Origin of the sequence: Mesorhizobium loti (assembly GCF_013170705.1) — a bacterium.
Lineage (GTDB): Bacteria > Pseudomonadota > Alphaproteobacteria > Rhizobiales > Rhizobiaceae > Mesorhizobium > Mesorhizobium loti_D.
Genome location: NZ_CP033334.1, coordinates 5197281 through 5222893, shown reverse-complemented (window position 1 = coordinate 5222893; position 25613 = coordinate 5197281). Strand labels below are relative to the sequence as shown.

The window sequence follows — 25613 nt, the reverse complement described above, 5'->3', positions numbered from 1 at the left end:
CTTCGATGGAGCAGGACCTGGCGAAAGGGCCAGCCAGCGACGCCGCGCCCAAGGGCAGGGGCGGCAGACGCACGACCAAGACCTTCTGGCGCAAGATACGCGAACCGCTCGCGCAGTCGCGATTCGTCAAGAACGCCATTGCCAGCCTGCTTGCCCAGTTCGTGCGCCTGGTTCGCCTGACCAGCCCGCTGGTCGCCGGATCGGCGCGCTTTTCGGGCGGTGCCTACGCCGAATTCGAGCCCGGCATCATCGCTTTGTGGCACGGCCAACATCTTTTGACGCCAGCCTATTATCCGAAGCGCAAACCGCTGGTCGCCATGGTGTCGCGCAGCGCCGATGCCGAGCTCAACGCACTGATGCTGGAGAAATTCGGCATCGAGGCGGTGCGCGGTTCGGGCGGCCGTGACAATGCCAGGCATCTCGACAAGGGCGGGGCCAAGGCTTTGATCGCCCTCAAAAAGTCGCTCACGGCTGGCAAGAACGTCGCCATGATTGCAGACATTCCTCACGGCACGCCGCGCGACGCAGGGCTCGGCATCGTTCTCCTGGCGCGCCTCTCGGGCCGGCCGCTCCTGCCTGTCGCCATTGCCACCAGCCGCCGCAAGGTGCTGGAAAAAAGCTGGGACAAGACCACCATCAACCTGCCATTCGGCCGTTCCGCGGTGACCATCGGCGAGCCGATCTTTGTGGCGGCGGACGCCGATGACGCCGAAATGGAGCGCAAGCGCCAGGAAATCACGACCGCGCTCAACGCCGCGACCGCCGAGGCCTACCGTCTCGTGGATGGCCGGCGATGAGTGGCCGCTGGGCGCGTGCCATGTTGGGGGCATACCGTTTCGCAGGTGCCGCGGCCTATCCGCTGGTCGGGCCGTATGTCGCCTGGCGCACCTCGCGCGGCAAGGAAGACCGCAACCGCCGCCGCGAGCGCTACGGCGTCGCTGGGCGTCCTCGCCCCGAAGGGCCTGTTATCTGGATCCATGCCGCGAGCGTCGGCGAAACCATAGCCGTCGTGCCCTTGGTCGAAAGCATTCTCGACTATGGCGTCAACATCGTGCTGACGACCGGCACCGTGACATCGGCCCAGGTTGCCGACGAGCGGCTCGGCGACCGCATCATCCACCAATATGTGCCGCTCGACCTGAAGCCGGCGGTCAGCCGCTTCCTCGATCACTGGCGGCCGGACCTGGCGATCATCGCCGAATCGGAAATCTGGCCGATGACCATCCTCGAGCTTGGCGCGCGCCATGTGCCGCAGGTGCTGGTCAATGGCAGGCTTTCCGACCGCTCGTTCAGCTCCTGGAAAAAGCGCGCCAACATCGCCGAGGCTCTGTTTGAGAACCTTGCCCATGTCGTTGCCCAGTCGGATGTCGACGGCGAACGTTTCCGCGCGCTGGGTGCCCGCCCGGTCACGGTGTCGGGCAACCTCAAGGTCGACACCAACCCGCCTCCTGTCGACGAACGGGCGCTGGCCAACTTGCAGCGGCAGATCGGCGGCCGTCCGACCTGGGCGGCGATCTCGACCCATGATGGCGAGGAGGTGGTCGCGGCGGAGGTCCACGCCACGCTGCACAAGCGCCACCACGGCCTGCTGACCATCGTCGTGCCGCGCCATCCCGATCGTGCCGAGGCCCTTGCCGCGCAGATTTCGGGCATGGGGCTGAAGATCGCGCGGCGCAGCAAGGGCGATCGTATCGGACCCGACACCGATATCCTGCTCGGCGATACGATTGGCGAGATGGGCCTCTATCTCCGGTTGACCGAGATCGCCTTCGTCGGCCGCTCGCTGACCTCCGAGGGCGGCCAGAATCCCCTCGAACCGGCCATGCTCGACACCGCGGTTCTTGCCGGCCGCAATGTACAGAATTTTCGCGAAGCCTATCAGCGGCTGATCGACAGCGGCGGCGCCAAGCTGGTGCGCGATCGAGACATGCTGGCCGGCGCCGTCAACTTCCTTCTGACCAACGAAGTGGCGCGCCATGAGATGATGGCGGCAGGGGTCGCGACCGTCGATGAGATGCGCGGCGCGCTGGCGCGCACGCTGAAATCGCTCGAACCCTATATCCAGCCGCTGGTCGTCAAGTCGCGCCTGAAGGGCGCGAACGGGCGTTAAGGTGGCCTCTGAAGCACCACCATTCTGGTGGGAAGAGCCGGACTGGAAAGTCCTGGCGCTGTCGCCGCTGTCGGCCGTCTATGCGCTCGTAGCCGGCCGCGGCATGCGGCGGGCCCGGCGCGAGAAGATCGAGGCGCCGGTTCTGTGCGTCGGCAATTTCACCGTGGGCGGCACCGGCAAGACGCCGGTCGCCATCGCGCTCGCCGAACAGGCCAGGCGCATGCGGCTGAAGCCCGGTTTCCTGTCGCGCGGCCATGGCGGCTCCTTCGCCGAACCGCATGTCGTTGATATCAGTCATGACAGCGCCAAGCATGTTGGCGACGAGCCGCTGCTATTGGCCGAACACGCGCCGGTGGCTGTGACGCCGAACCGCGCCGCCGGCGCCCGGCTGCTGCTGGAAAGGCACGGCTGCGATTTCCTGATCATGGATGACGGGTTTCAGAGCGCGCGCATCCATATCGACTATGCGCTGGTCGTCGTCGATGCCCGCTACGGGATCGGCAATGGCCGCGTCATTCCGGGCGGCCCGCTCAGGGCCAGGGTCGTCGACCAGCTGGTCTTCACCAGTGGGCTGCTGAAGATGGGCGAGGGCACCGCCGCCGACGCCGTGGTGCGCCAGGCGGCCCGCGCCGGCCGGCCGATCTTCGAGGCCCATACGGAGCCCAGCAGCAAGACAAGGCTTGCCGGCAAGCGCTTCCTGGCCTTCGCCGGCATCGGCCATCCCGACAAATTCTTCGACACGGTGCGCGAGGCCGGCGGCGAAGTTGTTCTTTCAAAGCCCTTTCCGGACCATCATTTCTACGCCGAGGACGAGCTTGCCGAACTGGCGGCGACGGCACGCACCGAAGGCCTCGGCCTCATCACCACCGCCAAGGACGCCGCCCGGTTGCGTCACGGCGCCCCGCAGGGCTTTCTCGACGGTCTCGACGTGCTGGAAATCGACACGGTTTTCGAGCTCGACCACGTGCCCGAACGCATCATCGAGGAAACGCTCGATGCCTGGCGGCAGCGCAAGCTGAGAGGCTAGAACAAGGAAAAGTGTGAAGCGGTTTTCCCGGGAAAAGCGTGTAGCGCTTCCCTTGGGAATTGCGTCAAAACAAAGAGCTGGAACGGTTCGGCGTGAAACGATGAACCATTCTAGCTTCGCTTGCGCAGCTCCGGATGCACTTCGATTTCGCGGCGCAGCGAGGCGGCGGCGTTGACGTAGGGCTCCTGCCTGGCGACGCTCCAGTATTTCAGCTCGTCCAATGGGATGTTTTCCCCGGTCACGGCGCAGCGCACGAACGAGCCGGGGCTGGTGACCTGGAAATCGCCATCGAGGTAGCGGATGCGGGCTTCCTTGCCGCCCGGGCCTTCGAAACGGTTCATCATGCAGTGGTGCCGAGGTTCATGGAGATTTCATCGCCACAAATCTCCGGCCAGGTCAAGCTCGCGACAAGCCTCGGACAATGCTGAGGCGCTACGAGAGGCTGAAAAGCGCTTTGATCGGGGGCATGATGGATATTTCTTCCGCCCGCCTGGCTTCCTTGCTCAAGGAGGCGATGACGCCGCAACCCGTGCCGTTGGCAAAGGCAGATCCGGTCAGGACGGCCCTGGTCAGGGAACTGGTCCAGCCCCCGGCGCCCTCCCTGTTCGCGGAACGTACGGCTCCGGCCCTGTTGGCAATGCCAGCGGCGCCAATGGCCGTCAAATCGCAGCAGATTGCGTCGGCTGGCATCGTCGAGGCCTATCAGGCGCAGATCGAGACGAGGGACGAGGCGGCTTTGGCAACCGTCGTGGCCAGGAAAGCGGCGCCTCAAACCGAAACGCAGCGAGGCGCCTTGCCACCCACCGCAACCGCCAACGACAACGCTCCCGCCAGGGCTGCGGGAGTGTCCTTGCTGTCGTTTATTCCACCGCAGGTTCCGGTCCCGAAGAATGCCGCCGCCCTGGGTGCTCCGGCGGGACAGCGAAGGCCGGGCATTCAATCCGGTGGTGCGGCGCCGAACCCCGAGCGCCTGCTGGTGAGGATCGGCTTTGTTTCGATCATGACCGGTCTATTGGCAACCGTGATCTTCGGGTTCGTTCTGTTGCTGCTTCGCTGAGTTGCGAACCGGTTGGTTGCGAACTGGTTGGTTGCGAACCGGTGATGGGGCGGCCGGCCTGGAGACCTATCGCTCCGCCTCGATAAACGCTTCGATCTTCTCGGGCGCCAGTCCGGCCTGCCGCGCGATGCGGCGGGCGAGATCGGCCGCGGCCGTGCGTGGCAGTCCCATTGGCCGGTCGAGCCAGTAGGATACCGGATTGAGCGCGGTGCGCTCTTCGACCGCGGTGATGCGGCCCGATTTCAGCTGATGCCCGGTCAGCGGCGGACGTGCCAATGCGATGCCGAGCCCGTAGGCGGCGGCGTCCAGCACCAGATTATAGTCCTCGAAGCGCCTGTCCTGTGGGCGCGGACGGTAATCCATGCCTTGTGCCGCGAACCAGGCGCGCCAGCCTGAGGCGTCCGAATCGTTGATCAGGGGGAATTTGAGCAGCCGGGCCGGATCGCCGCGGCCGATCTCGCGTGCAAGCTCCGGCGAGGCGACAGGGAAGACATGCTCCTCGAAAAGCTGCACCGAGACGCGGCCCGGAATGCCGCCGCGGCCGCAGCGGATCGACAGATCGATGCCCTCATCGGCAAGGTCAGCCTGGCGGATGTCGACATCGAGCACGATGCGCAGCTTGGTGGGATTGTTCTCCAGGGCCGCCATGCGTGGCATCAGCCACAGCCCGCTCACCGAGGGGATCGAGGTCAGCCGCACCACCGCCGTGCCGCGCGGCTCGACCCAGCGGTCGGAATGGGTCGATATCAGCGCGAAAGCCTCGGACGTGCGCAGATGCAGCCGGTTGCCCTCGATCGTCAGCGTCACCCCGCGCGCGCCGCGATCGAACACCTTCAGCCCCAGCCAGTCCTCGAGCTTGGCGATCTGCCGGCTGACCGCGCCATGGGTGATGTTGAGCTTTTCGGCCGCCGCCGAGAAACTGCCTGTACGCGCCGCCGCATCGAAGGCACGCAGGGTTTCGAGCGGCACCATTGTGTCTGAGCTGTGATCCATAGTCACAGGTGATCCTCGATTTGGTCGTTTGTCAACAAGCGGGAAAGGGCGTTTTGTGGCTTTCAAGACGAAGAACACGAGGACAGTGAGATGAGTGCGATGACGGGCACGTTGAATCAGACACAGCGGATGGACACCACTGCGGCCATCGCCGTGGCGTTGACGGTTGTCGGTTGGGCGTCCGCCTTTCCGGCGATCCGTGCCGGCCTTGCCGCCTTCCAGCCGCTGGAGCTTGGTGCCCTGCGCTTTGCCATCGCCGCGGTGCCGGCGGCGATCTTCCTCGCGGTCAAGCGCCCGGCGCTGCCCAGGGTCGGCGAAATGTGGCGCTTCGCCTTTGGCGGCGCCATTTTCGTCGCGCTCTATACGGCCATGCTCAATTTCGGCGAACTGACCGTCTCGGCGGGAGCCGCCGGCTTCATCATCAATGTCAGCCCGATCTTCACCGCCATCATGGCGATGGCGCTTCTGGGCGAGCGTTTCTCGCCTCTAGCCTGGCTTGGTACGGCCATCTCCTTCGCCGGCATCGGCATCATCGCCGTGGCCGACGGCCATGGCTTGCACTTCAATGCCGGCGCACTGCTGGTGCTCGGCTCCGCGCTCTGCTCGGCCGTCAACACCATCGTCCAGAAGCCGCTGTTTGCCCGCCACCATCCGCTGACCATCGCGGCGTCCAACATGGTGCTCGGCGCGCTCTGTCTGGCACCCTTCCTGCCTGCCGCCTTTCAGCAGGCGGCTGTCGCCAACGCCGCCGGTCTCGGCGCCGTCATCTATCTCGGCATCGTGCCGAGCCTGATTGCCTATGCGGCCTGGGCGACGGCCCTGTCGCGCCTGCCGGCAGCGCGTGCGTCGAACTTTCTCTATCTGGTCTCGCCCATGTCCGCCCTGATCGGTTTCTTCTGGTTGGGTGAAGTGCCGACGCTGCTCGGCATCCTCGGCGGCGCGCTGGCGCTGGGCGGCGTCATCGTGGTGAATTTGAAGAGGTAAAACAGAAGGTTGGAGGCGTTTGCGGACTCAAATCCGAAACCTTATCCGCCAGCATGCAGACACCCGGAGGAAGGGCCGTTATGGTGAGCCGCTTTCACTGGGGGGACGGAATGGGAAAACTGCTCATATCGGCGCTCTTTTGCGTTTTGTCGCTGACCGGGGAAGCCGTCGCGGGCTGGTATCACGTCGAAAACTACGAAGGAACCATCGGGCCCGATCCGGTCCATTTGTCGCTGCAGAGATATGACAGTTTTGGCAGCGGCATTACCGTCCAGGGAAGTTACTTCCGCGACACGGAACAGAGGCCGATCGCAGTGTATGGCACCGTCAACGGCACCAAAGTCTCGCTTTGCGAGATCGCGGATGACAAGGAATTCTATCGGGTCATGGTAATGGGGTCAAAGACGCCGGTCGACACCGCCGGATGCCCGATCGTCCTTGATGTCAACGCGGACGGCGCGACGGGAAGCTTGAGCAAGGGCGCCGACGAATTGCCCGTCATTCTCAAGAAGGTCGCGAGCCTTGATGACACCGGCGACGCAAAGATCGTCGGGACCGTCGAGATTCCCTTCTGGGCCGAGACCGCCGCCGACAGGTTTGCCGGCGTTTATGCGAACACCAGCGCCAGTATTTGCATGACGAAAATGCAGGTGATCAAAAAGAGCACCGGCAAGGTCGTCCAGCAAATCCGCTTCGATGACGATGATTGCAATGCGGGCATGCTGATGACGCCCATCTACATGAACGTTCAGAAGTCGGTGGAGCACGGCAAGGACGTCATTTCGGTGAATTTTCGCGGTGGCGGCGCCGGCTACACGACGGACTACGTCTTCAATCGCGCGACCAGGAAATATCAGAAAAAGAACTGACGCGGGGCATCGGGCCTTGGTGTTGGCGGTCGGAGGGCACACCTACCGCCGACCGAACAGCCGCTCGATGTCCGCCAGTTTGAGCTCGATATAGGTTGGGCGGCCATGGTTGCACGTGCCCGAACCCGGCGTCGCCTCCATCTGGCGCAGCAGCGCGTTCATCTCCTCGGCCTTGAGCAGGCGGCCGGAACGCACCGAGCCGTGGCAGGCCATTGTGGCGGCGATCTTGTCCAGCCGCTCCTTGAGCGTTTCGATCGTGTCGTTGTCGGCGATCTCGTCGGCGAGATCACGCACCAGTTGAGGGACATTGGTTTCGCCCAGCATCGAGGGCGTCTCGCGCACGGCAACGGCGCCCGGGCCGAAACGCTCAATGCCCAGGCCGAAGCGGGCCAATGTCTCAGAATGCATGGCGAGCCGCTCGGCATCCTCTTCCGGCAGATCGATGATCTCGGGCAGAAGCAGCATCTGCGAGGGCACGGGGCGCGAATGCAGGGCGTTCTTCAGGGCTTCATAAACCAGCCGCTCATGCGCCGCGTGCTGGTCGACGATGACGAGCGAATCCCTGGTCTGGGCAACGATGTAGTTCTCGTGCACCTGGGCGCGCGCGGCACCCAGCACCGTGCCAAGCAGCGTCTCGGCCGCCTCGCTCTGCCCGGCGCGCGCATCGGCGCTGGCAAGAGGGCCGGTATCGAACGCGGCCTGGCCGGGCTCACCGAAGCCGCCATGCCTTGCACCGGCGCGTTCAAAGCCAGAGCCTTCGAATTGCATGTCGAGAGGCCGCTGCGGCGAGCGCGAGGGGTCGAAACCGGCGGAGCCGGATGCGTGGAATGCTGCTTCGTAGCTGCGATGGCCGTTGGCCGGGCCGCCATGATTGTAGGGTGCGGCGCCCGGCCGGAACGCCGCCATCATGCCGGCGGCTCCGGTCGTGGCCGAGCGGATGCCGGCGTCCGCCAGGGCCTGGCGGATGGCGCCGACGATCAGCCCGCGCACCAGGCCCGGGTCGCGGAAGCGCACATCGGCCTTGGCCGGGTGGACATTGACGTCGACGATGGCCGGATCGAGCGAAAGGAACAGCACCGTTACGGCGTGGCGGTCGCGCGGCAGCACATCGGCGAAGGCGCCGCGGATGGCGCCGGCGATCAGCTTGTCGCGCACCGGCCTGCCGTTGACATAGGCATATTGCTGCAGCGCATTGGCGCGGGTGAAGGACGGGATCGACACATGGCCGGTCAGATGCACGCCTTCGCGCATCGCGTCGATGGCAATGGAATTGTCGGGAAACTCGCCTCCCATCACCTGGGCGACGCGACGCAGGCTGCCTTCCTGACTGTCGTCGGTCGCCGGCAATTCCAGCGTCGAGCGGTCGGAACCGGCCAGCGTGAACCGCACGGCCGGAAAGGCGATGGCAATGCGCTTGACGACGTCGCTGATCGCCGAGCTTTCGGCGCGCTCGCCTTTCATGAATTTCAGCCTCGCCGGCGTGGCGAAGAACAGGTCGCGCACCTCGACCGTGGTTCCCCGATTGGCCGCCGCCGGCCTGACGGGCAGGACGCGGCCGCCCTCGATGCCGATTTCGGCGGCGCTGTCTCCCAATGCCGTGCGCGAGCGGATCGACAGCCGCGACACCGAGCCGATCGACGGCAGCGCCTCGCCGCGAAAGCCGAGCGAGCGGATGTCGTTGATATCCTCGGTGAGCTTGGAGGTGCAGTGGCGGGCAATCGCCAGCGCCAGCTCCCGCTCGGGGATGCCGGAACCGTCATCGGTGACGCGGATCAGATTGAGCCCGCCGCCTGCCGTGACGATTTCGACGCGCGAAGCGCCGGCATCGAGCGCGTTCTCGACCAGCTCCTTGACCACGCTGGCCGGACGCTCGATGACTTCGCCGGCGGCGATCTGGTTGATCATCGTTTCGGAAAGCTGGCGAATGGGCATGGGGCACTATAGGCGGATTCGGGCTTCGCGGGAGGGGCAGAATTGCGTTGGCGGTGGATCAGTTGGCGGTGCGGATTTCGCGCACACCCTTGCGCAGCCGCCGGCGCAGCAAATTGCGCAACGTCACCCCCTCGCTATAGCCGACCTTCGCGGCGATCTCGTCGACGCTGTCGGATGAGGTTTTCAACAAATGCACGGCCTGCTCGACGCGCAGATCCTGAAAATAGGACAGCGGCGTCTTGCCGAGCACGTCGTTGACCCGTCGCGACAGCGTGCGCTTGCTGGCGCCGAGTGCCGTGGCTGCTTCGTCGAGATTGAACCCGGCGGCGAGATGGTCGCGCGCCCAGCGTTCGAAGCGTTCGACCAGCGGGTTGGAATGGGCAAGGTGGTCGGAGATCGCATAGGCCGATTGCAACGGCCGGCTGTCGACGATGAGGTATTTCGCCGTCAGCGCAGCGAGTTCCGGGCTTGTCTGGCGAATGATCATCAAAGCGAGGTCGATGTGGCCGAGTGCGGCTCCGGCGGTTGCGAACTGCCCGTCATTGATCAGCATGCGCGCGGCATCGAGCCGCACTTGTGGGTAAAGTTGCCGGAACATCGGCGCCAGCCACCAGGTTGTCGTTGACCGCCTGTGGTCGAGCAGGCCGGTTTCGGCCAGGATGAAAGTGCCGATACAGGCAGCTCCGATGCGTGTGCCTGTTTCGGCGGCAGCGCGCAACGCCTTGGTAGCGTCGGCGATATCGCTGCGTTTCAGGGCGTCGGCAAGCGGGCCTGGCATCTTCTGGCCGATCGCCGGGATCACCAGCCAATCGGGATCTGGCTGGCTGCCCATCGCGACGACCGGCACTTGAAGGCCCTGTGCCGTGCGGACCGAGGCGCTCACCCCGACGATAGTCGTTGTGAAGCGGCTGGGCGGCGACACCAGCATCCCGACCAGTTCGTTGGCGGTGCCGAACACGTCGAGCATCGTGGCCAGTCCGGTGTCGAAGACGCCATCAAGCGCAAGGACGGAAATGTTCATGGCGATAATGGTATCAAAGATGTCATTTTTGCCAATACGCTTTGGGGCTCGATGCTGCAACTGTTGTTTGCGACGGCCGCCTCCGGCCGCACAAACGACGAGGAGAAGACAAATGATCAAGCTCGCATTGTTCGCACGCTTCGAAGCCAAGCCGGGCAAGGAGAAGGATGTCGCCGCGTTCCTCAAAACCGGACTGCAGCTGGCCAATCGGGAAGCAGGAACACCGATCTGGTTTGCCTTGCAGCTTTCGCCAAGCGTCTTCGGCGTGTTCGATGCCTTTCATGACGAGGCAGGGCGGCAGGCCCATCTCACTGGCGAGATTGCAAAGGCGCTGATGGCCAATGCCGAAACACTGTTCGCTGGCCCGCCGACCATCGACAAGGTGGATGTGCTGGGCCTCAAGAATGACGGTTCGGTCTGATCGTTCCAGCCTGCGAATGCAATCCGGCCACGCGCCGGATTGCATTGAACTCACGCCTGCGCCACCAGCCAATCCCTTACCTTGCGGGCATTCTCGCTGAGGTCGCGGTTTTTCGGCCAGATGACGTAGAAAGCGATGCCGGTCCTCATCACATGCTCGGTGACCGGCACCAGCAGGCCGGATGCCACGAGCCGCTCGACGAGATGCCGCCAGCCGAGCGCGATGCCTTGCCCTTCCATGACCGCCTGGATCACGAGGGCATAGTCATTGATGCGCAGTCCGCGTTCAGCATTGCGCAGGCTGGTTCCGGCGGATGCGAACCATTCGTCCCAGTTGGGGGCCTCGCGATAGGGTTCCTCAAGATGGATGAGCCGGTGCGCGGCCAGTTCCGCGACGGTCCTGGGCAGGCCGAACTTGGCGAGATAATTGGGCCCCGCGACCGGAAAGATCTCCTCGTCTGAGAGTGGCATCGAATGATAGTCCGGCCATTGTCCGGGCACGCCTCCGCGCACGCCGAGCGGGATGCCCTCGGCGATGATGTTGAGGTCGCGGTCGGCGGTCTGGATGCGCAGATCGATGCCCGGCAATTCGTCGCGGAACTGCTGCAGGCGCGGCATCATCCAGAAGGAGCCGAAAGCGGTTGATGCGGCGAGCGTCACATGGCCGCCGGTCGCCTGCAGGCGCAGATCCTCGGCCGACTTGCGGATGTGCGACAGGCCCAGCGAGACATCGGCGTGGAAGCGTTCGCCGGCTTCGGTCAGGCTGACCTGCCGATGACGACGCTGGAACAGCTTGGCGCCGAGCTGCTCTTCCAGCCCGCGCACGGCATAGGAGACGGCTGCCTGCGTCATGCCGAGCTCGCGCCCGGCGGCGGTGAAGCTCGACAGCCGGCCGGCTGCCTCGAAGACGATCAGGCTGCCGGCGGAGGGCAGGAGGTGGCGCAGGCTTCGCATAAGCACAGCTTATACAGAAGATCAGGATTTTCCAGCGTCACAGCCATATTTCGGGTCGCTAACGTGTATGGCGGGAAGAAGGAGGCTCCATGAACGCACCGGCCGTCGAATTGACCGAACAGACCCACCGCCGCGGCGGTGGCCGTCTTGGCCGCAAGGCGCTAAGAAGCGCGCCGATCGCTTCCTTTCCGACCTTGGTGCGCAAGATCCCCGCCTATGAGATCGTGCCTGACGAGGCGGTGGAACTGATCCACGAGGAATCGCTCAAGATCCTCGAGGAGGTGGGCTGCGAATTCCGCGACGACGGCGCGATCGAACTCTGGAAGGCGGCCGGCGCCGATGTCAGGGACACGCGTGTCCGCATCGACCGCGCGCTGCTGATGGAGCTCGTCTCGAAGGTTCCATTGGAGTTCACGCTCCATGCGCGCAACCCCGAGCGCACGGTGCGCGTCGGCGGCAAGAACTCGATTTTCGTGCCGATGTATGGCGCGCCCTACGTCCGCGACCTCGACAATGTCAGGCGCTACGGCACGCTCGCCGACCTCAACAATTTCCACAAAATGGCCTACATGGCGCCGGCGCTGCATTCCTCGAGCTCGGTCATCTGCGAGCCGATGGAGATTGCGGTGCCGAAACGGCATCTACACATCATCCACTCGGCCCTGAAGCATTCCGACAAGCCGTTCATGGGCATAGTGACGTCGAAAGAGCGCGCCGAGGACACGATGGCGATGGCTGGCATCGTCTTCGGCGAGGAGTTCGTACGCGACAACCCTGTGCTGGTGGCGATCACCAACTGCAATTCGCCACTGGTATGGGACGCCACCATGATCGATGCCATGCGGGTCTACGCGAGCCACAATCAGCCGCTGATCCTGGCGCCTTTCGCGCTGTGCGGCGCCTCGACCTCGGCTTCCGCCGTCGGCGCGGTGGCGCAGGTCAACGCCGAGGCGCTTGCCGGCGTGGCGCTGACCCAGCTCATCCGCCCAGGCTCGCCGCAGATCTACGGCCAGTTCATGGTCACGGTCGATATGAAGACCGGCGCGCCGATGGGCGGCACGCCGGAGGCCGCCCAGATGATGTACCTGATGGGTGCCTTGGCGCGGAAATACCGGCTGCCATGGCGCACGTCTGGTTTCCATGTCGGCTCGAAGCTGAACGACGCCCAGGCTGGCTACGAATCGAACATGCTGATGCATGCCGCCATCCTCGCCGGCGCCAACTATATCTGGCATTCCGCCGGATGGCTGGAAGCCGGCCTGACCTGCGGCTACTCGAAATTCGCGACGGACTGCGAGCAGCTTGTCGGCTGGTACAAATACGCGGGCGGGCTCTCCTTCGACGATTTCAAGGAAGCGATGGCGGCGATCCGCGAGGTCGGGCCGCAAGGCCATTTCCTCGGCACCCAGCACACGCTCGAACACTTCGAGTCCGCCTTCTTCATGCCCTCGATCATGGACTTCAATTCCTATGAGCAATGGAATGCCGAAGGGGCGAAGGATCACGACACGCGCGGCCGTGAGAAAGCGCGCAACATGCTGGCCGATTATGAGGAGCCGAAGCTGGACGAGGGGATCGCCGAGGGTCTCAGGGATTTGATCGCGCGGCGCGAGGAGAAGCTGCCGGATACCGTCAGTTGAGAAAGAACGGGCAACGACCCGACGGAACCAATGGGAGAGAGAAATGGCATTCTTCAGAAGCAATGGCGATCGTGTCCCTAGCGCTATCGAGGCGATGGCGGAAGACGCGCGCGCGGGCGGCATGGACCGGCGTGAGTTCCTGGCCCTGGCAAGCGCCTTTGGCGCATCGACGGCTTTGGCCTATGGCATGATCGGTCTCGCCGCCCCGCAGCAGGCTCTGGCCGAGGAGCCAAAGAAGGGCGGCACGCTGCACGTCTCGATGTCGGTCAAGGCGCAAAAGGATCCGCGCACCTATGACTGGGTGGAGCTTGCCAATATCTCGCGCAGCTGGCTGGAGCCGCTGGTGCGCTATACCAGACAGTTCACCTTCGAGCCGGTGCTGCTTGAAAGCTGGGACATCAACGACGACGCAACCGAATACGTCCTGCATGTGCGCAAGGGCATCACCTGGAACAATGGCGATGCTTTCAACGCCGACGACGTAGTTCACAACCTGACGCGCTGGTGTGAAAAAGGCGTCGCCGGCAATTCGATGGCCGCCCGTGTCGGCGCGCTGATCGACGCAAAAACCGGAAAGGCGAGGGATGGCGCGATCACCAAGGTCGATGACAGCACGGTCAAGCTGAAGCTCAGCGAACCCGACATCTCGCTGATCCCGAACTTCACCGACTATCCCGCGCTTGTCGTGCACCGCAACTTCGACGCCGACGGCGCCGATCCGATCAAGAAGCCGGTCGGCACGGGACCATTCGAACTGGTCTCCTACGATGTTGGCCAGAAGGCGGTGGTGAAGCGCCGCGAGAACGGCAAATGGTGGGGCGGCGAGGCGCCGCTCGACGGCGTCGAGTTCATCGACTACGGCACCGATTTCAACGCCACGGTCAACGCGTTCGACTCCGGCGAGATCGACCTCAATTTCGAATCGCCCGCCGACTTCATCGACATTCTCGACAAGATGGGCCTGCAGAAATCCGAGGTCGCGACGGCGACGACACTCGTTGCCCGCACCAACGTCACCCATAAACCCTATGACGACAAGCGGGTGCGCAACGCACTGCAGATGGCCGTCGACAACAACGCCGTACTGCAACTCGGCTACAATGGGCGCGGCACGGTCGGCGAGAACCACCATGTCAGCCCGATCCATCCCGAATATTATGCCCTGCCGAAGAAGGAGCGCGACGCCGCCGGCGCCAAGAAGCTGATGGCGGAAGCCGGCCAGGCCGACTTCGAGCACGAGCTGATCACCATCGAGGACGATTGGCAGAAGAACACCGGCGACGCGATCGCCGGTCAGCTGCGCGACGCCGGCATCAAGGTGAAGCGCACGGTGCTGCCGGGGTCGACCTTCTGGAACGACTGGACGAAGTATCCCTATTCGATGACCATCTGGTACATGCGCCCGCTCGGCGTTCAGGTGCTGGCGCTTGGATATCGCACCGGCGAGGCGTGGAATGAATCCGCCTATTCCAATCCCGACTTCGACGCCAAGCTCAAACAGGCGCTTTCGCTGATCGACGTGGCCAAGCGCAAGGAAGTGATGAAGGACGTCGAGCAGATCCTGCAGGATTCGGGCGTCATCATTCAGCCGTTCTGGCAGAAGCTCTTCAGCCACACCAACAAGAAGGTCAGGAATTACGGGGTCCACCAGACCTTCGAAATGGATCTCCAGAACGTCTGGCTCGCCGGCTGAAAGGAGGCCGGGCAGGGACTTCATGAGCCGCAAAAAAGCCGATATGCAGGATGCGTGGTATTGGTAGCTTCAAGCCATCAAAAGCCGGAGATTCTGCATGAGACGGACAGTGCTTCTTGCCGCCCTTACGACAGCCTTGCCAGCGGCCGCTCTGGCGGGGCCGGCGTCCGACGCCGTGAAGTTCTTCTATGTCCCGGCGGTGAGATTCGAGGCCGACGCACAGTACCGGGACCGCTTCACCGAGCCGGTGACGAAATTGTTCGATCTCAACGACCAGGCGACCAAGAAAAATCCCGACCAGGTCGCATGTATCGACTTCGATCCTGGCCTGGATGCGCAGGATTTCGATCAGAAGACCGTCTCCAAGACCTTGAAACTGTCCGAGACGGTGGACGGCGATACGGCACAAGTGGTGGCGAGCTTCAGCCTTTTTTCGGACGGAGACGATTCAAAACGCGAAATGAACTGGTCGCTGAAGAAGGTCGGCGGAAAGTGGAAGGTCTCGGACATTGCCTCGAAGACCAACGATTGGACGCTGAGCCAGCTCGAATGCATGGCGGGTCAAGATCCGGAGTGATGCGATGGCCCGTCGCGTATTCTTGGCTCTGTCGGCAATGTGCCTGCTGGCGGCGGGTTTGAGCGAGGCTGTTGGCCAGGGACTGTTCGGTGCCCCGCCGGCAAACGCCCCGGCGCAGGCCACGCCGGGCGGTGGCGATGCACCGCCTGCAAACCCACCCGGCAACGCGGTGGAGCCGGCAACGCCACCGCTGGCATGGCCGCCGTCCGAGCCGGCCGCGCCCGTGTTGCCGGGCTCGCCGACGGCGGTGGTCAAGCCGTTCTACGACCATCCCGGGCTGGAGCTCGATCCGACCCAGCGCAAGAATTTTGTCGATCCGGCCAAGACAGTGCTCGACAAGAGCGATGCGCTGCGGGCTTCGGGGCAGGGCGAATGCCTGGACCCCAACATGGCGCTCGACAATGCCGACTACGACAAGCTCGCAATCGACAAGAGCCTGAAGAGCATCGAGGCCGTGAATGGCGACCAAGCCAAGGTGGTGGTCGCCTTCGTCGTCGAAGGCCATCAGCACCGGCTGGAGTGGAAGTTCAAGAAGGTCGGCGGCGACTGGAAGATATCGGACCTGCTGTCGGTGACGGGCGAATGGGCGCTCAGCCAATATCAGTGCGAATGATGGCTGGACTAGCCGCGCCCGCGGTAGGGGGCCACTCCAGTGTCCGGCAGCCAGGCGCCATCGGGTGGCGCGCCGGTCTGCCAGAAAACGTCGATGGGTATGCCGCCGCGCGGATACCAGTAGCCGCCTATGCGCAACCACAGTGGCTTTGTGGCCGCCACGATGCGACGGCCGATCATGACGGTACAGTCTTCATGGAAGGCGCCATGGTTGCGAAACGAGGTCATGAACAGCTTCAGAGACTTCGATTCCACCAGAGCCGCATCGGGTGCGTAGTCGATGACGATATGGGCGAAATCCGGCTGGCCGGTCACCGGGCACAGCGAGGTGAATTCCGGGCAGGTGAAACGCACGATCGCCGGCGGACCGTCGCCGCGCGAAAACGGCACGGTCTCCAGGACCGCCTGTTCAGGGCTCTGTGGCGTCTCGACGTGGGCGCCGAGCTGGGTAAGGGTCTTGGTATCGATCATGGGCGGGATCTCTTTCGATTTTCGCCGCTTCTTAGCATCGGACCGAAGAGTGCGCAGCGGTTTTCGGATAAATCCGATGCTTAAAATAGGAACTGGAGCAGCAAATGTCGCTCCAACGCAATTTGAAACGGCAGGAAGACGATGACCACCAGCGACCCGCTTCTCCAACCCTACCAGCTCAAGCATCTGACGCTGAAGAACCGGGTGATGTCGACCAGCCATGAGCCGGCCTATTCCGAGGACGGCATGCCGAAACAACGCTACCGGCTCTACCATGCCGAAAAGGCCAGGGGCGGCATGGCGCTGACGATGACCGCGGGCTCGGCGATCGTCTCGCGCGACAGCCCGGCCGCCTTCGGCAATTTGCATGTCTATGACGACCGCATCGTGCCGTGGCTGGCCGAGCTCGCCGACGCCTGCCACGAGCATGACTGCAAGGTGATGATCCAGATCACCCATCTTGGCCGCCGCACCGGCTGGAACAAGGCCGACTGGCTGCCGGTGCTCTCGGCTTCGCCGGTGCGCGAGCCGGCGCATCGCGCCTTTCCCAAGACCATCGAGGACTGGGACATCGAACGCATTGTCGCCGACTATGCATCGGCCGCGCAACGCTGCCAGGCCGCCGGCCTCGACGGCATCGAGTTCGAGTCCTACGGCCATCTTATGGATGGCTTCTGGTCGCCGGCCACCAATCATCGCGACGACGAGTATGGCGGCTCGCTCGACAACCGGCTGCGCTTCACCAACATGGTGCTGGATGCGGTGCGCGCGGCGGTCGGCGAAAAATTCGTCGTCGGCATCCGCATGGTCGCCGACGAGGATTTCGAGAAGGGCCTGTCGAAGGAAGAGGGGGTCGAGATCGCCAGGCGGCTCGCCGGCTCCGGCAAGGTCGATTTCCTCAACATCATCCGCGGCTCGATCGAAAGCGACGCGGCATTGACCAAGGTCATTCCGGTGGCCGGCATGCGGTCTTCGCCGCATCTCGATTTCGCCGGCGAGGTGAGGGCGGCGACAAAGTTCCCGACCTTCCACGCGGCGCGCATTTCCGATGTCGCCACCGCCCGCCATGCGATCGCCACCGGCAAGCTCGACATGGTCGGCATGACCCGTGCGCACATCGCCGATCCGCACATCATCAGGAAGGTGATGGAGGGCCGCGAGCACGAGATTCGTCCCTGCGTCGGCGCCACCTATTGTCTCGACCGCATCTATGAAGGCGGCGAGGCGCTGTGCGTGCACAATGCGGCGACCGGCCGCGAGGCCGAGATTCCGCACATCATCGTCAAGACCGAAGGGCCGAGAAGAAAGGTCGTTGTCGTCGGCGCCGGGGCCGGCGGACTGGAGGCGGCACGTGTCGCGGCCGAGCGCGGCCACCAGGTGACGGTGCTTGAAGCTTCGAGCCAGGCCGGCGGCCAGGTGCGTCTGGCGACGCAGAACCCGCGCCGCAAGGAACTGATCGGCATCATCGACTGGCGGCTGGCCGAACTCGACCGGCTCGGCGTCGAAATCCGGTACGACACCTGGGCGGAGCAGGATGACGTCCTGGCGCTGGCGCCCGATGTGGTCGTCGTGGCCACCGGCGGCCTGCCGCAAAACCCGCCGCTGACAGCGGGCGACACTCTCGTCACTTCGAGCTGGGACATCATGGCCGGCAGCGTCAAGCCGGCCGAGAACGTGCTCATCTATGACGACAATGGCGGCCATCAAGGCATGGGCGCGGCCGAGTTGATCGCCAACAGCGGCGCGAGGCTGGAACTGGTTTCGCCGGAGCGTTTCTTCGCTCCTGAAATGGGCGGCATGAACCACGTGCCTTATATGCGCGCCTTCCAGGAAAAGGGCGTCACGATCACCATCAACACGCGCCTGCGCTCGGTGCGCCGCGAGGGCAACCAACTGGTCGCGGAACTCGCATCGGACTTTGCCGACGGCTGGCGCGGGGAGCGCAGGGTCGACCAGGTGGTGGTCGAGCACGGCGCGGCGCCGCTCGACGATCTCTATCTCAGCCTGAAGCCGCTGTCGAAGAATGGCGGGGCGGTCGACTACGAACGTCTGGTCGGCGGCGGCGACATTTTTCCTGCGCGTAATCCAGGGGCGGGCTTCGTGCTGTTCCGCATCGGTGACGCGGTCGCCTCGCGAAACATCCATGCCGCCATCTACGACGGGATCAGGTTCGGCCTGCGGATCTGATGCACCGTCGGCTCAGGCCGGCATGTTGAACGGCGTGATGATCTGGATGTTGGACGCGCCTGGCGCGACCGATCTCGGCAACGCGCCCTGTGCCCGCATGATGTGGATGCAGGCCGAACGCATGTCTTGCCTGAGATCGTGATGCAGCACGGCCGAGATGTGCCGGCCTCGCAGCAAGTCGATATTGTCGGCGTCGAGATCGTGGCCGATGAACACAAGGCAGGGCCGCTTCATCTCGGCGAATGCCTGCACGATTGAGGCGTTTCCGCCGCCGATCGAATACACGGCCGCAACATCGGGATGATGTGCCAGCGCGGTGCGGACCAATTCGCCCGTCGCGCGATCAATGCCGTGGCCTTCGCTGATGTCGACGATCCCAAGGTCGGGGAAGTTTTCGCGCAAGGCGCGGCGAAAGCCGATTTCGCGCTCCTCCTCGCCCCGGAATCGGTTGCTGCTCAAGGTGACCAGGACATCGGCACGACGCTCGCCAAGCCATGCGCCGATCAGATAGGCAGCCGTTTCGCCGGCGGCGCGGTTGTCGATGCCGACATAGGCCAGCCTCCGGCTGTTCGGCAGATCGGTGACCAGCGTCACCACCGGTATTCCCGACCGGACGACCCGGTCCACCGCGGCCGCTATCTCCGGAATATCGGGCGCCTTGAGGAAAATCCCGTTGCTGCCGCGCCGGGCGATCGCGTCGAGCAGTGCGACCGTGTTCGCTGCCGCGCGCACTTCGGCCAGGTGGTGGCGCGCGCGGAACACCGCCGGATGGAGGCCCGGCATCTCGGCCTCCAGCGCGGCGCGCACCGCCTCGGTGAAGCGCATGGGAGCCTCCATGACGAGATCGAGAATGAACTTGCGGCCCGATAGGCCGAGTTGGGAGCGTTGCGTTTCCAGTTCCCGGATCGCCTGCTCTATGCGGCGTATTGTGTGCCGACGCACGCCGCTGCGCCCATGCAGGACGCGGTCGACCGTGGCGATGCTGACGCCGGCCTGCAGGGCGATGTCCTTCACCAGAAACGGATGCGCCATCGGCCGCCTCGATCAATTTTGAGGTGTTTTTGAGGTGTTTCAGCTGTATGCTACCTCTCAGCCAGAGCTATACTTCCGCCATCCAGTCGAAACAAGACCAAGGGGAGGATGCCGTGAAGGCCGACAATTATGCCAAGCTCAGATCCGATCGTGTCTGGCTTACCGCCGATGTGTGCAGCATCGATGATTTTGCCGCGTCGACGCAAAGGACGACAAATCCAGCGGACTATCCGTTCGCGTCCGAGGTGCGGAAGAACGTCCTGATCTACGATGGTGCGCCTGTTCGTGCGGCCGCCGGCGATCCGGCCCGGCGCAAGGCGCTTCTGGCCGAATGGGTCGAGGCGATGACCGATGGTCCGGGTGTCGTCGTGTTTCGCGGTGCCTTCGAGGATGTGGCGCCAGTCGACGCAGCCACCGAAGCGTTCAATGCCATCATCGCCGAGGAACGTGCGGCCGGGGCAGGCGGCGGCGATCATTTTGCCAAGCCCGGCGCCAACGACCGGGTGTGGAATGCGCTGGAGAAGCTGTGCCTGCGCGATCCCGCGACCTTCGCCGCCTATTACGGCAACGATATTATCGCGCTGATATCGGAAGCCTGGCTCGGCCCGGCCTATCAGGTGACGTCGCAGGTGAACAATGTCAGGCCGGGTGGCGCATCGCAGTCCGCGCACCGGGACTATCATCTCGGTTTCCAGACCGCGCCCATCATCGAACGCTATCCGGTGCACGTCCATCGGGTCTCGCCGGTGCTGACGCTGCAGGGGGCCGTCGCTCATTGCGATATGCCGGTGGAAAGCGGCCCCACGCTTTATTTGCCCTATTCGCAGACCTACCTGCCTGGCTACCTGGCGATGAACCGCCCCGAATTCCAGGCCTATTTCGCCGAGCATCATGTTCAGCTGCCCCTGAAAAAGGGCGACGCGGCCTTCTTCAATCCGGCACTGTTCCACGCCGCCGGCACCAATCGGTCGGCCGACATCCAGCGCATGGCGAACCTGTTGCAGGTCTCATCGGCCTATGGCCGCGCCATGGAGAGCGTGGACCGGACCCGCATGAGCGCGGCCCTCTATCCCGTTCTCCAGCGTATGCTGGACGATGGCAGCCTGACCAGTCAGGCGGCGGGCAACGCCATTGCGTCGTCGGCGGAAGGCTATTCCTTTCCGACCAATCTCGATCGCGACCCGCCGCTCGGCGGCCTTGCGCCGGAGACCCAACAGGCGCTTTTCCATCGTGCTCTGGATGCAGGATGGGAGCCGGCGGTCTTCGTGGAGGCACTCGAGAAACAGGCCTGCAAAAAACTGACCTGAGAAAGCGGCTTCGGCAATTGCAAATGTTGGTGGCGCGCGGTCCGGACCGGCATACGAGAGCCCATGTATGCCGGCCCGGCCGCGCGCCCGCACGCCGTTGGCTTATCGCCTGATAACGTGCGATCTTGTGAGCTTGCGGTGCGGACGACGCTCAGACCATCCTGGCGATTGCCATGCACAGCACGGTGACCACCAGCAGCCATGCGGCAATGCGTTCGCCGACCGCCATTCTGGCGCGCAGTTGCACTTCGATTTCCGCATTGGCGCCAGCAAGCCGCCTGCTCGGCGCCCTGACCATGGCGCCGAGCACGCCGGCCGCGGCAAAAGCGGCCAGGATGCCGAGCGCCAGCACCATTTCCATCGAGCCGAAATAAGCGCCGTGGAAGAAGTACCACAGCAGCGCCCCGGTCAGGAAAACCATGCCGGCCGCGCCCATCTGCGGCTGGATGAAGCGCTCCGCCTTGATTTCGGGGTCGCGGGCGAGCGTGATTGTGGTGCCAGCCCAGAACACGCCGGCCATGACGTGAAGACCGATAACCACGATGTAGACGTATTGCATGCCGGCTCTCCTCTCTCGCCTGCTATCGTGTTAATAGTTAGATATCTAACTGTTAGATGTCAATGTATAAACGCGAGCCTGTTCCATCCGCGGAAAACACCGTCTAGTGTCCGGCAATGACGCCCTTTGAACGCCCGCCAGTCGGCATGAATCTCGGCCGCACCGCCAAGCTCGTTGCGCAGGCCTTCGACGCCGCTTTGGTTGAAGCGGGCGGCACATTGCCGGTCTGGCTCACGCTGCTGTCGGTCAAGTCGAGCAAGCTCGCCAATCAGCGCGAACTCGCCGGGATGATCGGCATCCAGGGCGCGACGCTGACCCACCATCTCAACGCGATGGAGGCGCAGGGCCTGCTGACGCGCCGCCGCGATCCCGTCAACCGGAGGGTCCATCTGGTCGAATTGACGGAAGCCGGAGAAGAGCTGTTCGAGACGTTGCGACAAGCCGCACTCGCCTTCGACAAGCGGCTCCGCAAAGGATTGCCCGACGAGCGTCTGGCGGAGTTTGCGCAGGTGCTGGCGGCGCTGCGCGACAATGTCGGTTGACCCCGGTCGGTCGACAGCCTTGTTTTACCCAACTTGCCTTGCTGTATGACCACTATGGTCATTTCTGGAGCGGAGCATGCGCGAGATTCCGTTGAAGGATGCCAAGGCAACGCTTTCGGCGGTGGTTGACCAAGCCGTCGCGGGGAAACCTGCCGTCATCACCCGTCACGGACGCAAGCAAGCTGTCATTCTGTCTTTCGAAGACTACGAAAGGCTCTCGCGCGTGCCCAGTTTTGGTCAATTGTTGGCGGCTTTTTCCCAGCGACGTTGACGATATTCCGTCTCGACCCCGCAAACCTTGCTGCGCAGATGGTGGCGAGCGGTCCAGCACCTCTGCGGAGAAAGAGTGCTTCCCTTCGACCTGCATGCCGCATGCGGCTGGGCTACTCCTGGATCGGGCGAGGGCGCACAGGCCTGGATTTGAGGATATGGTGATCGCGGCAACCGCCGAGGTCCATGGCTTGACAATACTGACGGATAACGAACCTCATTTTGCCCGCTTGGGGTGCCGACGCTTAATCCGTTGAAAAATTTGCCGTCTTTGCCCGCTCAGTCATAGCTCTGGATTGTTCCAAACGCATAGCGGCGCAACTTCAGTGCGGTGATCAGGTTGGTGAGCTGCGTCTTGCCGTCGAAACTGTCCTGGAACATCTCGTCATGCATCAGGAGGATCAGCTTGCCCGGTTTGGCGAAGCGGCCATAGCCGAACAGGTGATCTATTTCGCTGACCAGATGGTCGACGCTCTGGACCGGCTCGCCGTTATCCTTGTGCACCCACTCGTGGTCCCAGCCGTAGAGATAGAAGCCGGACGCCGCGACGAATTCGTAGTCGGGATCCTCGCGGCCGGCTTGCGCCGGCCCAAGCGAGTTGTCGTCCTTCGACATCGAAGGCAGCCGGAATACATCGCGACCCGGCAGCCGCGCGTGCACCGCGGGCTTCAGGCCCAGCACGGCATTCGCCATCAGCATGTCGGCAACCACACCTTCCGTGTCGCTGTAGAAGTGCCGGTAGTGATTGTAGGCGTGGCTGTAGCTGTGGTTGCCGATCGTCACCAGCGGCATCGCCTTGGCGCGCCGGACCAGGGCCTTGTTGGACACACTGGCCTCGGCATGCATGCCGACCATGAACAGCGTCGCAGGAACCTGTTCCGCCGCCAACACATCGAGGATGTTGCTGGTGCCGTTCAGCGGACCATCGTCGAAGGTGAGATAGATGGTTCGATCCGCCCCATGAGCCGGCAGCGCGGACATCAGCATGGCCGCCAGCACAAGCCGAAAGAATGTCATAAGCCGCTGTATCCGTTTGCGATCACGACAGGCCGCCATTTCGGCGGACGGTTGTCAAGGCGGGCCAGGTTTCGGCTATGCCAGACTGCCTTGCAGCACCGTCAGCCTGGCCTTCTTCGGCATGCGCGCGGTCAGCCATTCGAGCGCCTTGTCGTGCGGCATCGGGAAGGCGATGGAATAGCCCTGTACCTGGTCGCAGCCGATCGCCATCAGCGAGTCGAGTTCGGCCTCGGTTTCAGCCCCCTCGGCGACAATCGAGATGCCGAGCCCGCGGGCAAGCTCGGTGATGGCGCGCACGATCTTGGAGTTGTCCCCATTCTCATGGATGTTCTGGACGAAGCGGCGGTCGATCTTGAGCCGATCGATCTCGTTGGGATTGACGTGGCTGAGCGACGCATAGCCGGTGCCGAAATCATCGAGTTCCAGATGCACGCCCGCGGCCCTGATGTGGCGCAGCTTGGCGGCGATGCCTGTCTTCTCGTCGTCCAGAATGACGGATTCGACGATTTCCAGCGAGAGTTTCTGCGGCGGCAGCCCGGCCTTTTCCAGCGTATCGAACAAGAACGCATCGAAATCGTGCTCGCGCAGTTCGGTGCCCGAAACGTTGACGGCAAGCCGGCCGAAGGCAATCCCGGCACGGTTCCACTCGGCGGCTTCGTTGATCGCCTTGCTGATCACGATACGGCCGATCTCCGGCATGAAACCGCATTTCTCGGCGACAGGAATGAATTCGCCCGGCGAGATCATGCCGCGCTCGGGATGGTTCCATCGCACGAGGGCTTCGATGCCGCTGATGGCGCCGTTTGTCAGGGAGACCTGCGGCTGGAAATAGACCTGGAACGCTCTTTCTGAAATGGCGACCTTGATGTCGTGCTCGAGTTGCTTGCGGTAGTCGAGTTCGCGGCGCAACTCCTCCGAGAAGAACGAGAAGTTGCCACCGCCCATCTTCTTGGCGGAGTAAAGCGCCAGATCGGCATGGACGAGCAGGTCCTGCGCATTGTCGGCATCGATCGGATAGACGGCGATGCCGCCGCTGGCACCCGGAAGAATCGTGGTGCCCTGGAAAATGATCGGCTCGTTGATATGCGCCAGGATCCGCCGTGCCAGCATGTTGATGTCCTCGGTGCTGCCCGCGCCATTGAGGATCATCACGAATTCGTCGCCACCGAGCCGCGCGCACAGATCCGACGCCCGGCACGAATCGCGCATGCGCTGCGCCGTCACCACCAGGACATAGTCGCCGGCGGCGTGGCCGAGCGTGTCGTTGATCTGCTTGAACCGGTCGAGGTCCAGCTGGACCACTGCCAGGCGTTCGCGCCGCCGGTGCGCACCCTTGATGAGCGTGTCGAAATGGTCGGTCAGGAAAGTGCGGTTGTGCAGGCCGGTCAGGCCGTCGTGAACCGCGATGAAGGCCATTGAGTTGCGCGCATCGACCAATTCCCGCGTCTTGCGCAGGATCGCATTGGACATCGGCCTGAAGATGAACAGTGCCACCAGCAGGATGACGCCGAGTGTTGCGTAGAACAGCGTGCGGTGGAGGGCGAGCAGCTTTTCGGAGCGCTCGTCGGCCTCGGCGCTGATGCGCTGGCCAAGGGCCGCATAACCCGACAAGGTTGCATTGGCGACCGACGTATCGAGGTTGACGCGTTCAGCGCCGCCCTTGTAGCCGTCATTGTCGAGATTGAGTTTCGATTCAAATGCCGAGATCAGACGGTCGCCATTGGCGATCAGCCCAACCGAGAAATAGTCGAGATGGAAGGGCTTGGCGAAAAGCACGCTCTCGATCGACTTCGCATCGAGCTTGGCCGGCGATTGCGGATCTGCGCCCGTCTGCTTGAGCAGCAGATCGTAATTGGTCTCGAACTCCGCCGTGGCTTGCTTGAGCGCGCTGACCAGCGCCGGCTGCTTGTCGCGCGACGCGGCACCCGTTGCGCTGGCAAGGAAGACGATGCGCTGCGACAATGTCTTCTGCGTGCCGACGATATCGAGCAAGGTGTGGTTGTGCTGCTGCGTGGCAATCGTCTGCTGCAGCAGGACGAAGGAGGCTGCCACCATGGTGGCAATGATCAACAGCGCCAGCCAGTAGCCAGCCTTGATCAGCAGTATGAGCTTGCCTGAAACGGTTTGCACCGGCTGCTGCGACATTTTCGGGGGCGGCCCTCTCGCCAACGGATTCCTGTATGGTCACCATTGAGCCACAAACGTTAACAGGATTGGAAATCGACAGCCGGCCCGGCAAGGGGAGAGCCGGGAAGATCGCTAAATGGTTATCGGCTCCTTTCGCCGCCGCCCTGCATTTGAGCATTGCTTGTCGCGTACGCTATCGAACGGCCGCTCGG

The 25613-nt window shown here is 63.6% G+C and carries 24 protein-coding genes and 1 pseudogene; 15 read left to right on the top strand and 10 right to left on the bottom strand.

Annotation, left to right across the window (positions count from 1 at the left end; genetic code table 11):
• The first annotated feature begins 5 nt into the window (after nucleotides 1-5).
• From EB815_RS25785 to lpxK, 3 genes are read left to right on the top strand one after another with little or no spacing between them, the layout of a single operon-like run.
• Complete coding sequence (locus EB815_RS25785) at nucleotides 6-797, top strand: lysophospholipid acyltransferase family protein (protein ID WP_056562879.1); 792 nt, start codon at nucleotides 6-8, stop codon at nucleotides 795-797.
• A complete protein-coding gene (gene waaA / locus EB815_RS25780; RefSeq protein WP_056562876.1) occupies nucleotides 794-2110 on the top strand; it encodes a lipid IV(A) 3-deoxy-D-manno-octulosonic acid transferase in 1317 nt (438 codons plus the stop codon). Before EB815_RS25785 ends, waaA begins: the two co-directional genes overlap by 4 nt.
• A 1-nt stretch (nucleotide 2111) precedes the next feature.
• On the top strand, nucleotides 2112-3137 hold the full coding sequence (gene lpxK, locus EB815_RS25775) for a tetraacyldisaccharide 4'-kinase (RefSeq protein WP_056562873.1): 1026 nt from the start codon (nucleotides 2112-2114) through the stop codon (nucleotides 3135-3137).
• A 110-nt stretch (nucleotides 3138-3247) separates the two neighbouring features.
• On the opposite strand, the gene EB815_RS25770 is transcribed toward lpxK, so the two are convergent.
• Entirely contained in the window at nucleotides 3248-3481 is a 234-nt protein-coding gene (locus EB815_RS25770) for a DUF2093 domain-containing protein (protein ID WP_056562870.1), read from the bottom strand.
• Nucleotides 3482-3558: 77 nt separating this feature from the next.
• On the opposite strand from EB815_RS25770, the gene EB815_RS25765 reads away from it, so the two are divergent.
• Nucleotides 3559-4194, top strand: a complete 636-nt coding sequence (locus EB815_RS25765; RefSeq protein WP_245303317.1) for a hypothetical protein — start codon at nucleotides 3559-3561, stop codon at nucleotides 4192-4194.
• A gap of 66 nt (nucleotides 4195-4260) precedes the next feature.
• On the opposite strand, the gene EB815_RS25760 is transcribed toward EB815_RS25765, so the two are convergent.
• On the bottom strand, nucleotides 4261-5187 hold the full coding sequence (locus EB815_RS25760; protein ID WP_056562867.1) for a LysR family transcriptional regulator: 927 nt from the start codon (nucleotides 5185-5187) through the stop codon (nucleotides 4261-4263).
• Nucleotides 5188-5277: 90 nt separating this feature from the next.
• Between EB815_RS25760 and EB815_RS25755 the strand changes: the two genes are divergently transcribed.
• Both EB815_RS25755 and EB815_RS25750 read left to right on the top strand, forming a co-directional pair.
• On the top strand, nucleotides 5278-6171 hold the full coding sequence (locus EB815_RS25755) for a DMT family transporter (protein WP_056562864.1): 894 nt from the start codon (nucleotides 5278-5280) through the stop codon (nucleotides 6169-6171).
• A 53-nt stretch (nucleotides 6172-6224) separates the two neighbouring features.
• On the top strand, nucleotides 6225-7040 hold the full coding sequence (locus EB815_RS25750) for a hypothetical protein (protein WP_155772383.1): 816 nt from the start codon (nucleotides 6225-6227) through the stop codon (nucleotides 7038-7040).
• 42 nt (nucleotides 7041-7082) lie between these two features.
• On the opposite strand, the gene mutL is transcribed toward EB815_RS25750, so the two are convergent.
• Nucleotides 7083-8972 carry a DNA mismatch repair endonuclease MutL gene (gene mutL, locus EB815_RS25745; protein ID WP_056562856.1) on the bottom strand — a complete coding sequence of 630 codons (1890 nt, stop codon included), beginning with the start codon at nucleotides 8970-8972 and terminating at the stop codon, nucleotides 7083-7085.
• Nucleotides 8973-9030: 58 nt separating this feature from the next.
• Nucleotides 9031-9993, bottom strand: coding sequence for a GlxA family transcriptional regulator (locus EB815_RS25740; protein WP_056562853.1), 963 nt, complete (start codon nucleotides 9991-9993; stop codon nucleotides 9031-9033).
• Nucleotides 9994-10105: 112 nt separating this feature from the next.
• Between EB815_RS25740 and EB815_RS25735 the strand changes: the two genes are divergently transcribed.
• Nucleotides 10106-10414, top strand: a complete 309-nt coding sequence (locus EB815_RS25735) for a putative quinol monooxygenase (protein WP_056562850.1) — start codon at nucleotides 10106-10108, stop codon at nucleotides 10412-10414.
• A gap of 50 nt (nucleotides 10415-10464) precedes the next feature.
• Here EB815_RS25735 and EB815_RS25730 read toward each other — a convergent pair whose 3' ends face one another.
• Nucleotides 10465-11367, bottom strand: coding sequence for a LysR substrate-binding domain-containing protein (locus EB815_RS25730; RefSeq protein ID WP_056562845.1), 903 nt, complete (start codon nucleotides 11365-11367; stop codon nucleotides 10465-10467).
• A gap of 89 nt (nucleotides 11368-11456) precedes the next feature.
• Here EB815_RS25730 and EB815_RS25725 point away from each other — a divergent pair, with 89 nt between their 5' ends.
• The 4 genes from EB815_RS25725 to EB815_RS25710 all read left to right on the top strand — a co-directional run bounded on the left by EB815_RS25725 (nucleotide 11457) and on the right by EB815_RS25710 (nucleotide 15890).
• Nucleotides 11457-13007 (top strand): trimethylamine methyltransferase family protein, encoded by a 1551-nt coding sequence (locus tag EB815_RS25725; protein ID WP_056562841.1) that lies wholly within the window; start codon nucleotides 11457-11459, stop codon nucleotides 13005-13007.
• A 43-nt stretch (nucleotides 13008-13050) separates the two neighbouring features.
• Complete coding sequence (locus EB815_RS25720) at nucleotides 13051-14700, top strand: ABC transporter substrate-binding protein (protein WP_056562837.1); 1650 nt, start codon at nucleotides 13051-13053, stop codon at nucleotides 14698-14700.
• A 97-nt stretch (nucleotides 14701-14797) separates the two neighbouring features.
• Nucleotides 14798-15277, top strand: a complete 480-nt coding sequence (locus tag EB815_RS25715) for a DUF3828 domain-containing protein (protein WP_056562835.1) — start codon at nucleotides 14798-14800, stop codon at nucleotides 15275-15277.
• A gap of 4 nt (nucleotides 15278-15281) precedes the next feature.
• Entirely contained in the window at nucleotides 15282-15890 is a 609-nt protein-coding gene (locus EB815_RS25710; RefSeq protein ID WP_056562832.1) for a hypothetical protein, read from the top strand.
• Nucleotides 15891-15898: 8 nt separating this feature from the next.
• On the opposite strand, the gene queF is transcribed toward EB815_RS25710, so the two are convergent.
• Nucleotides 15899-16360, bottom strand: coding sequence for a preQ(1) synthase (queF, locus tag EB815_RS25705; protein ID WP_056562829.1), 462 nt, complete (start codon nucleotides 16358-16360; stop codon nucleotides 15899-15901).
• A 141-nt stretch (nucleotides 16361-16501) separates the two neighbouring features.
• On the opposite strand from queF, the gene EB815_RS25700 reads away from it, so the two are divergent.
• Nucleotides 16502-18547 (top strand): FAD-dependent oxidoreductase, encoded by a 2046-nt coding sequence (locus EB815_RS25700; protein WP_056562826.1) that lies wholly within the window; start codon nucleotides 16502-16504, stop codon nucleotides 18545-18547.
• Nucleotides 18548-18559: 12 nt separating this feature from the next.
• On the opposite strand, the gene EB815_RS25695 is transcribed toward EB815_RS25700, so the two are convergent.
• On the bottom strand, nucleotides 18560-19579 hold the full coding sequence (locus EB815_RS25695) for a LacI family DNA-binding transcriptional regulator (RefSeq protein ID WP_056562823.1): 1020 nt from the start codon (nucleotides 19577-19579) through the stop codon (nucleotides 18560-18562).
• A gap of 113 nt (nucleotides 19580-19692) precedes the next feature.
• On the opposite strand from EB815_RS25695, the gene EB815_RS25690 reads away from it, so the two are divergent.
• Nucleotides 19693-20886, top strand: coding sequence for a phytanoyl-CoA dioxygenase family protein (locus EB815_RS25690; protein WP_056562820.1), 1194 nt, complete (start codon nucleotides 19693-19695; stop codon nucleotides 20884-20886).
• A 151-nt stretch (nucleotides 20887-21037) separates the two neighbouring features.
• Here EB815_RS25690 and EB815_RS25685 read toward each other — a convergent pair whose 3' ends face one another.
• Nucleotides 21038-21445 carry a hypothetical protein gene (locus EB815_RS25685; protein ID WP_056562817.1) on the bottom strand — a complete coding sequence of 136 codons (408 nt, stop codon included), beginning with the start codon at nucleotides 21443-21445 and terminating at the stop codon, nucleotides 21038-21040.
• Nucleotides 21446-21561: 116 nt separating this feature from the next.
• On the opposite strand from EB815_RS25685, the gene EB815_RS25680 reads away from it, so the two are divergent.
• Together EB815_RS25680 and EB815_RS25675 are read left to right on the top strand one after the other, a co-directional pair.
• Nucleotides 21562-21987 carry a MarR family winged helix-turn-helix transcriptional regulator gene (locus tag EB815_RS25680; RefSeq protein ID WP_056562814.1) on the top strand — a complete coding sequence of 142 codons (426 nt, stop codon included), beginning with the start codon at nucleotides 21562-21564 and terminating at the stop codon, nucleotides 21985-21987.
• 76 nt (nucleotides 21988-22063) lie between these two features.
• Nucleotides 22064-22286, top strand: a pseudogene (locus tag EB815_RS25675) (type II toxin-antitoxin system Phd/YefM family antitoxin); the annotation flags it as partial.
• Nucleotides 22287-22536: 250 nt separating this feature from the next.
• Here EB815_RS25675 and EB815_RS25670 read toward each other — a convergent pair.
• Nucleotides 22537-23274, bottom strand: a complete 738-nt coding sequence (locus tag EB815_RS25670) for a polysaccharide deacetylase family protein (protein ID WP_081294699.1) — start codon at nucleotides 23272-23274, stop codon at nucleotides 22537-22539.
• A 75-nt stretch (nucleotides 23275-23349) separates the two neighbouring features.
• Entirely contained in the window at nucleotides 23350-25419 is a 2070-nt protein-coding gene (locus EB815_RS25665) for a putative bifunctional diguanylate cyclase/phosphodiesterase (RefSeq protein ID WP_056562809.1), read from the bottom strand.
• Between the last annotated feature and the right edge of the window lie 194 nt (nucleotides 25420-25613).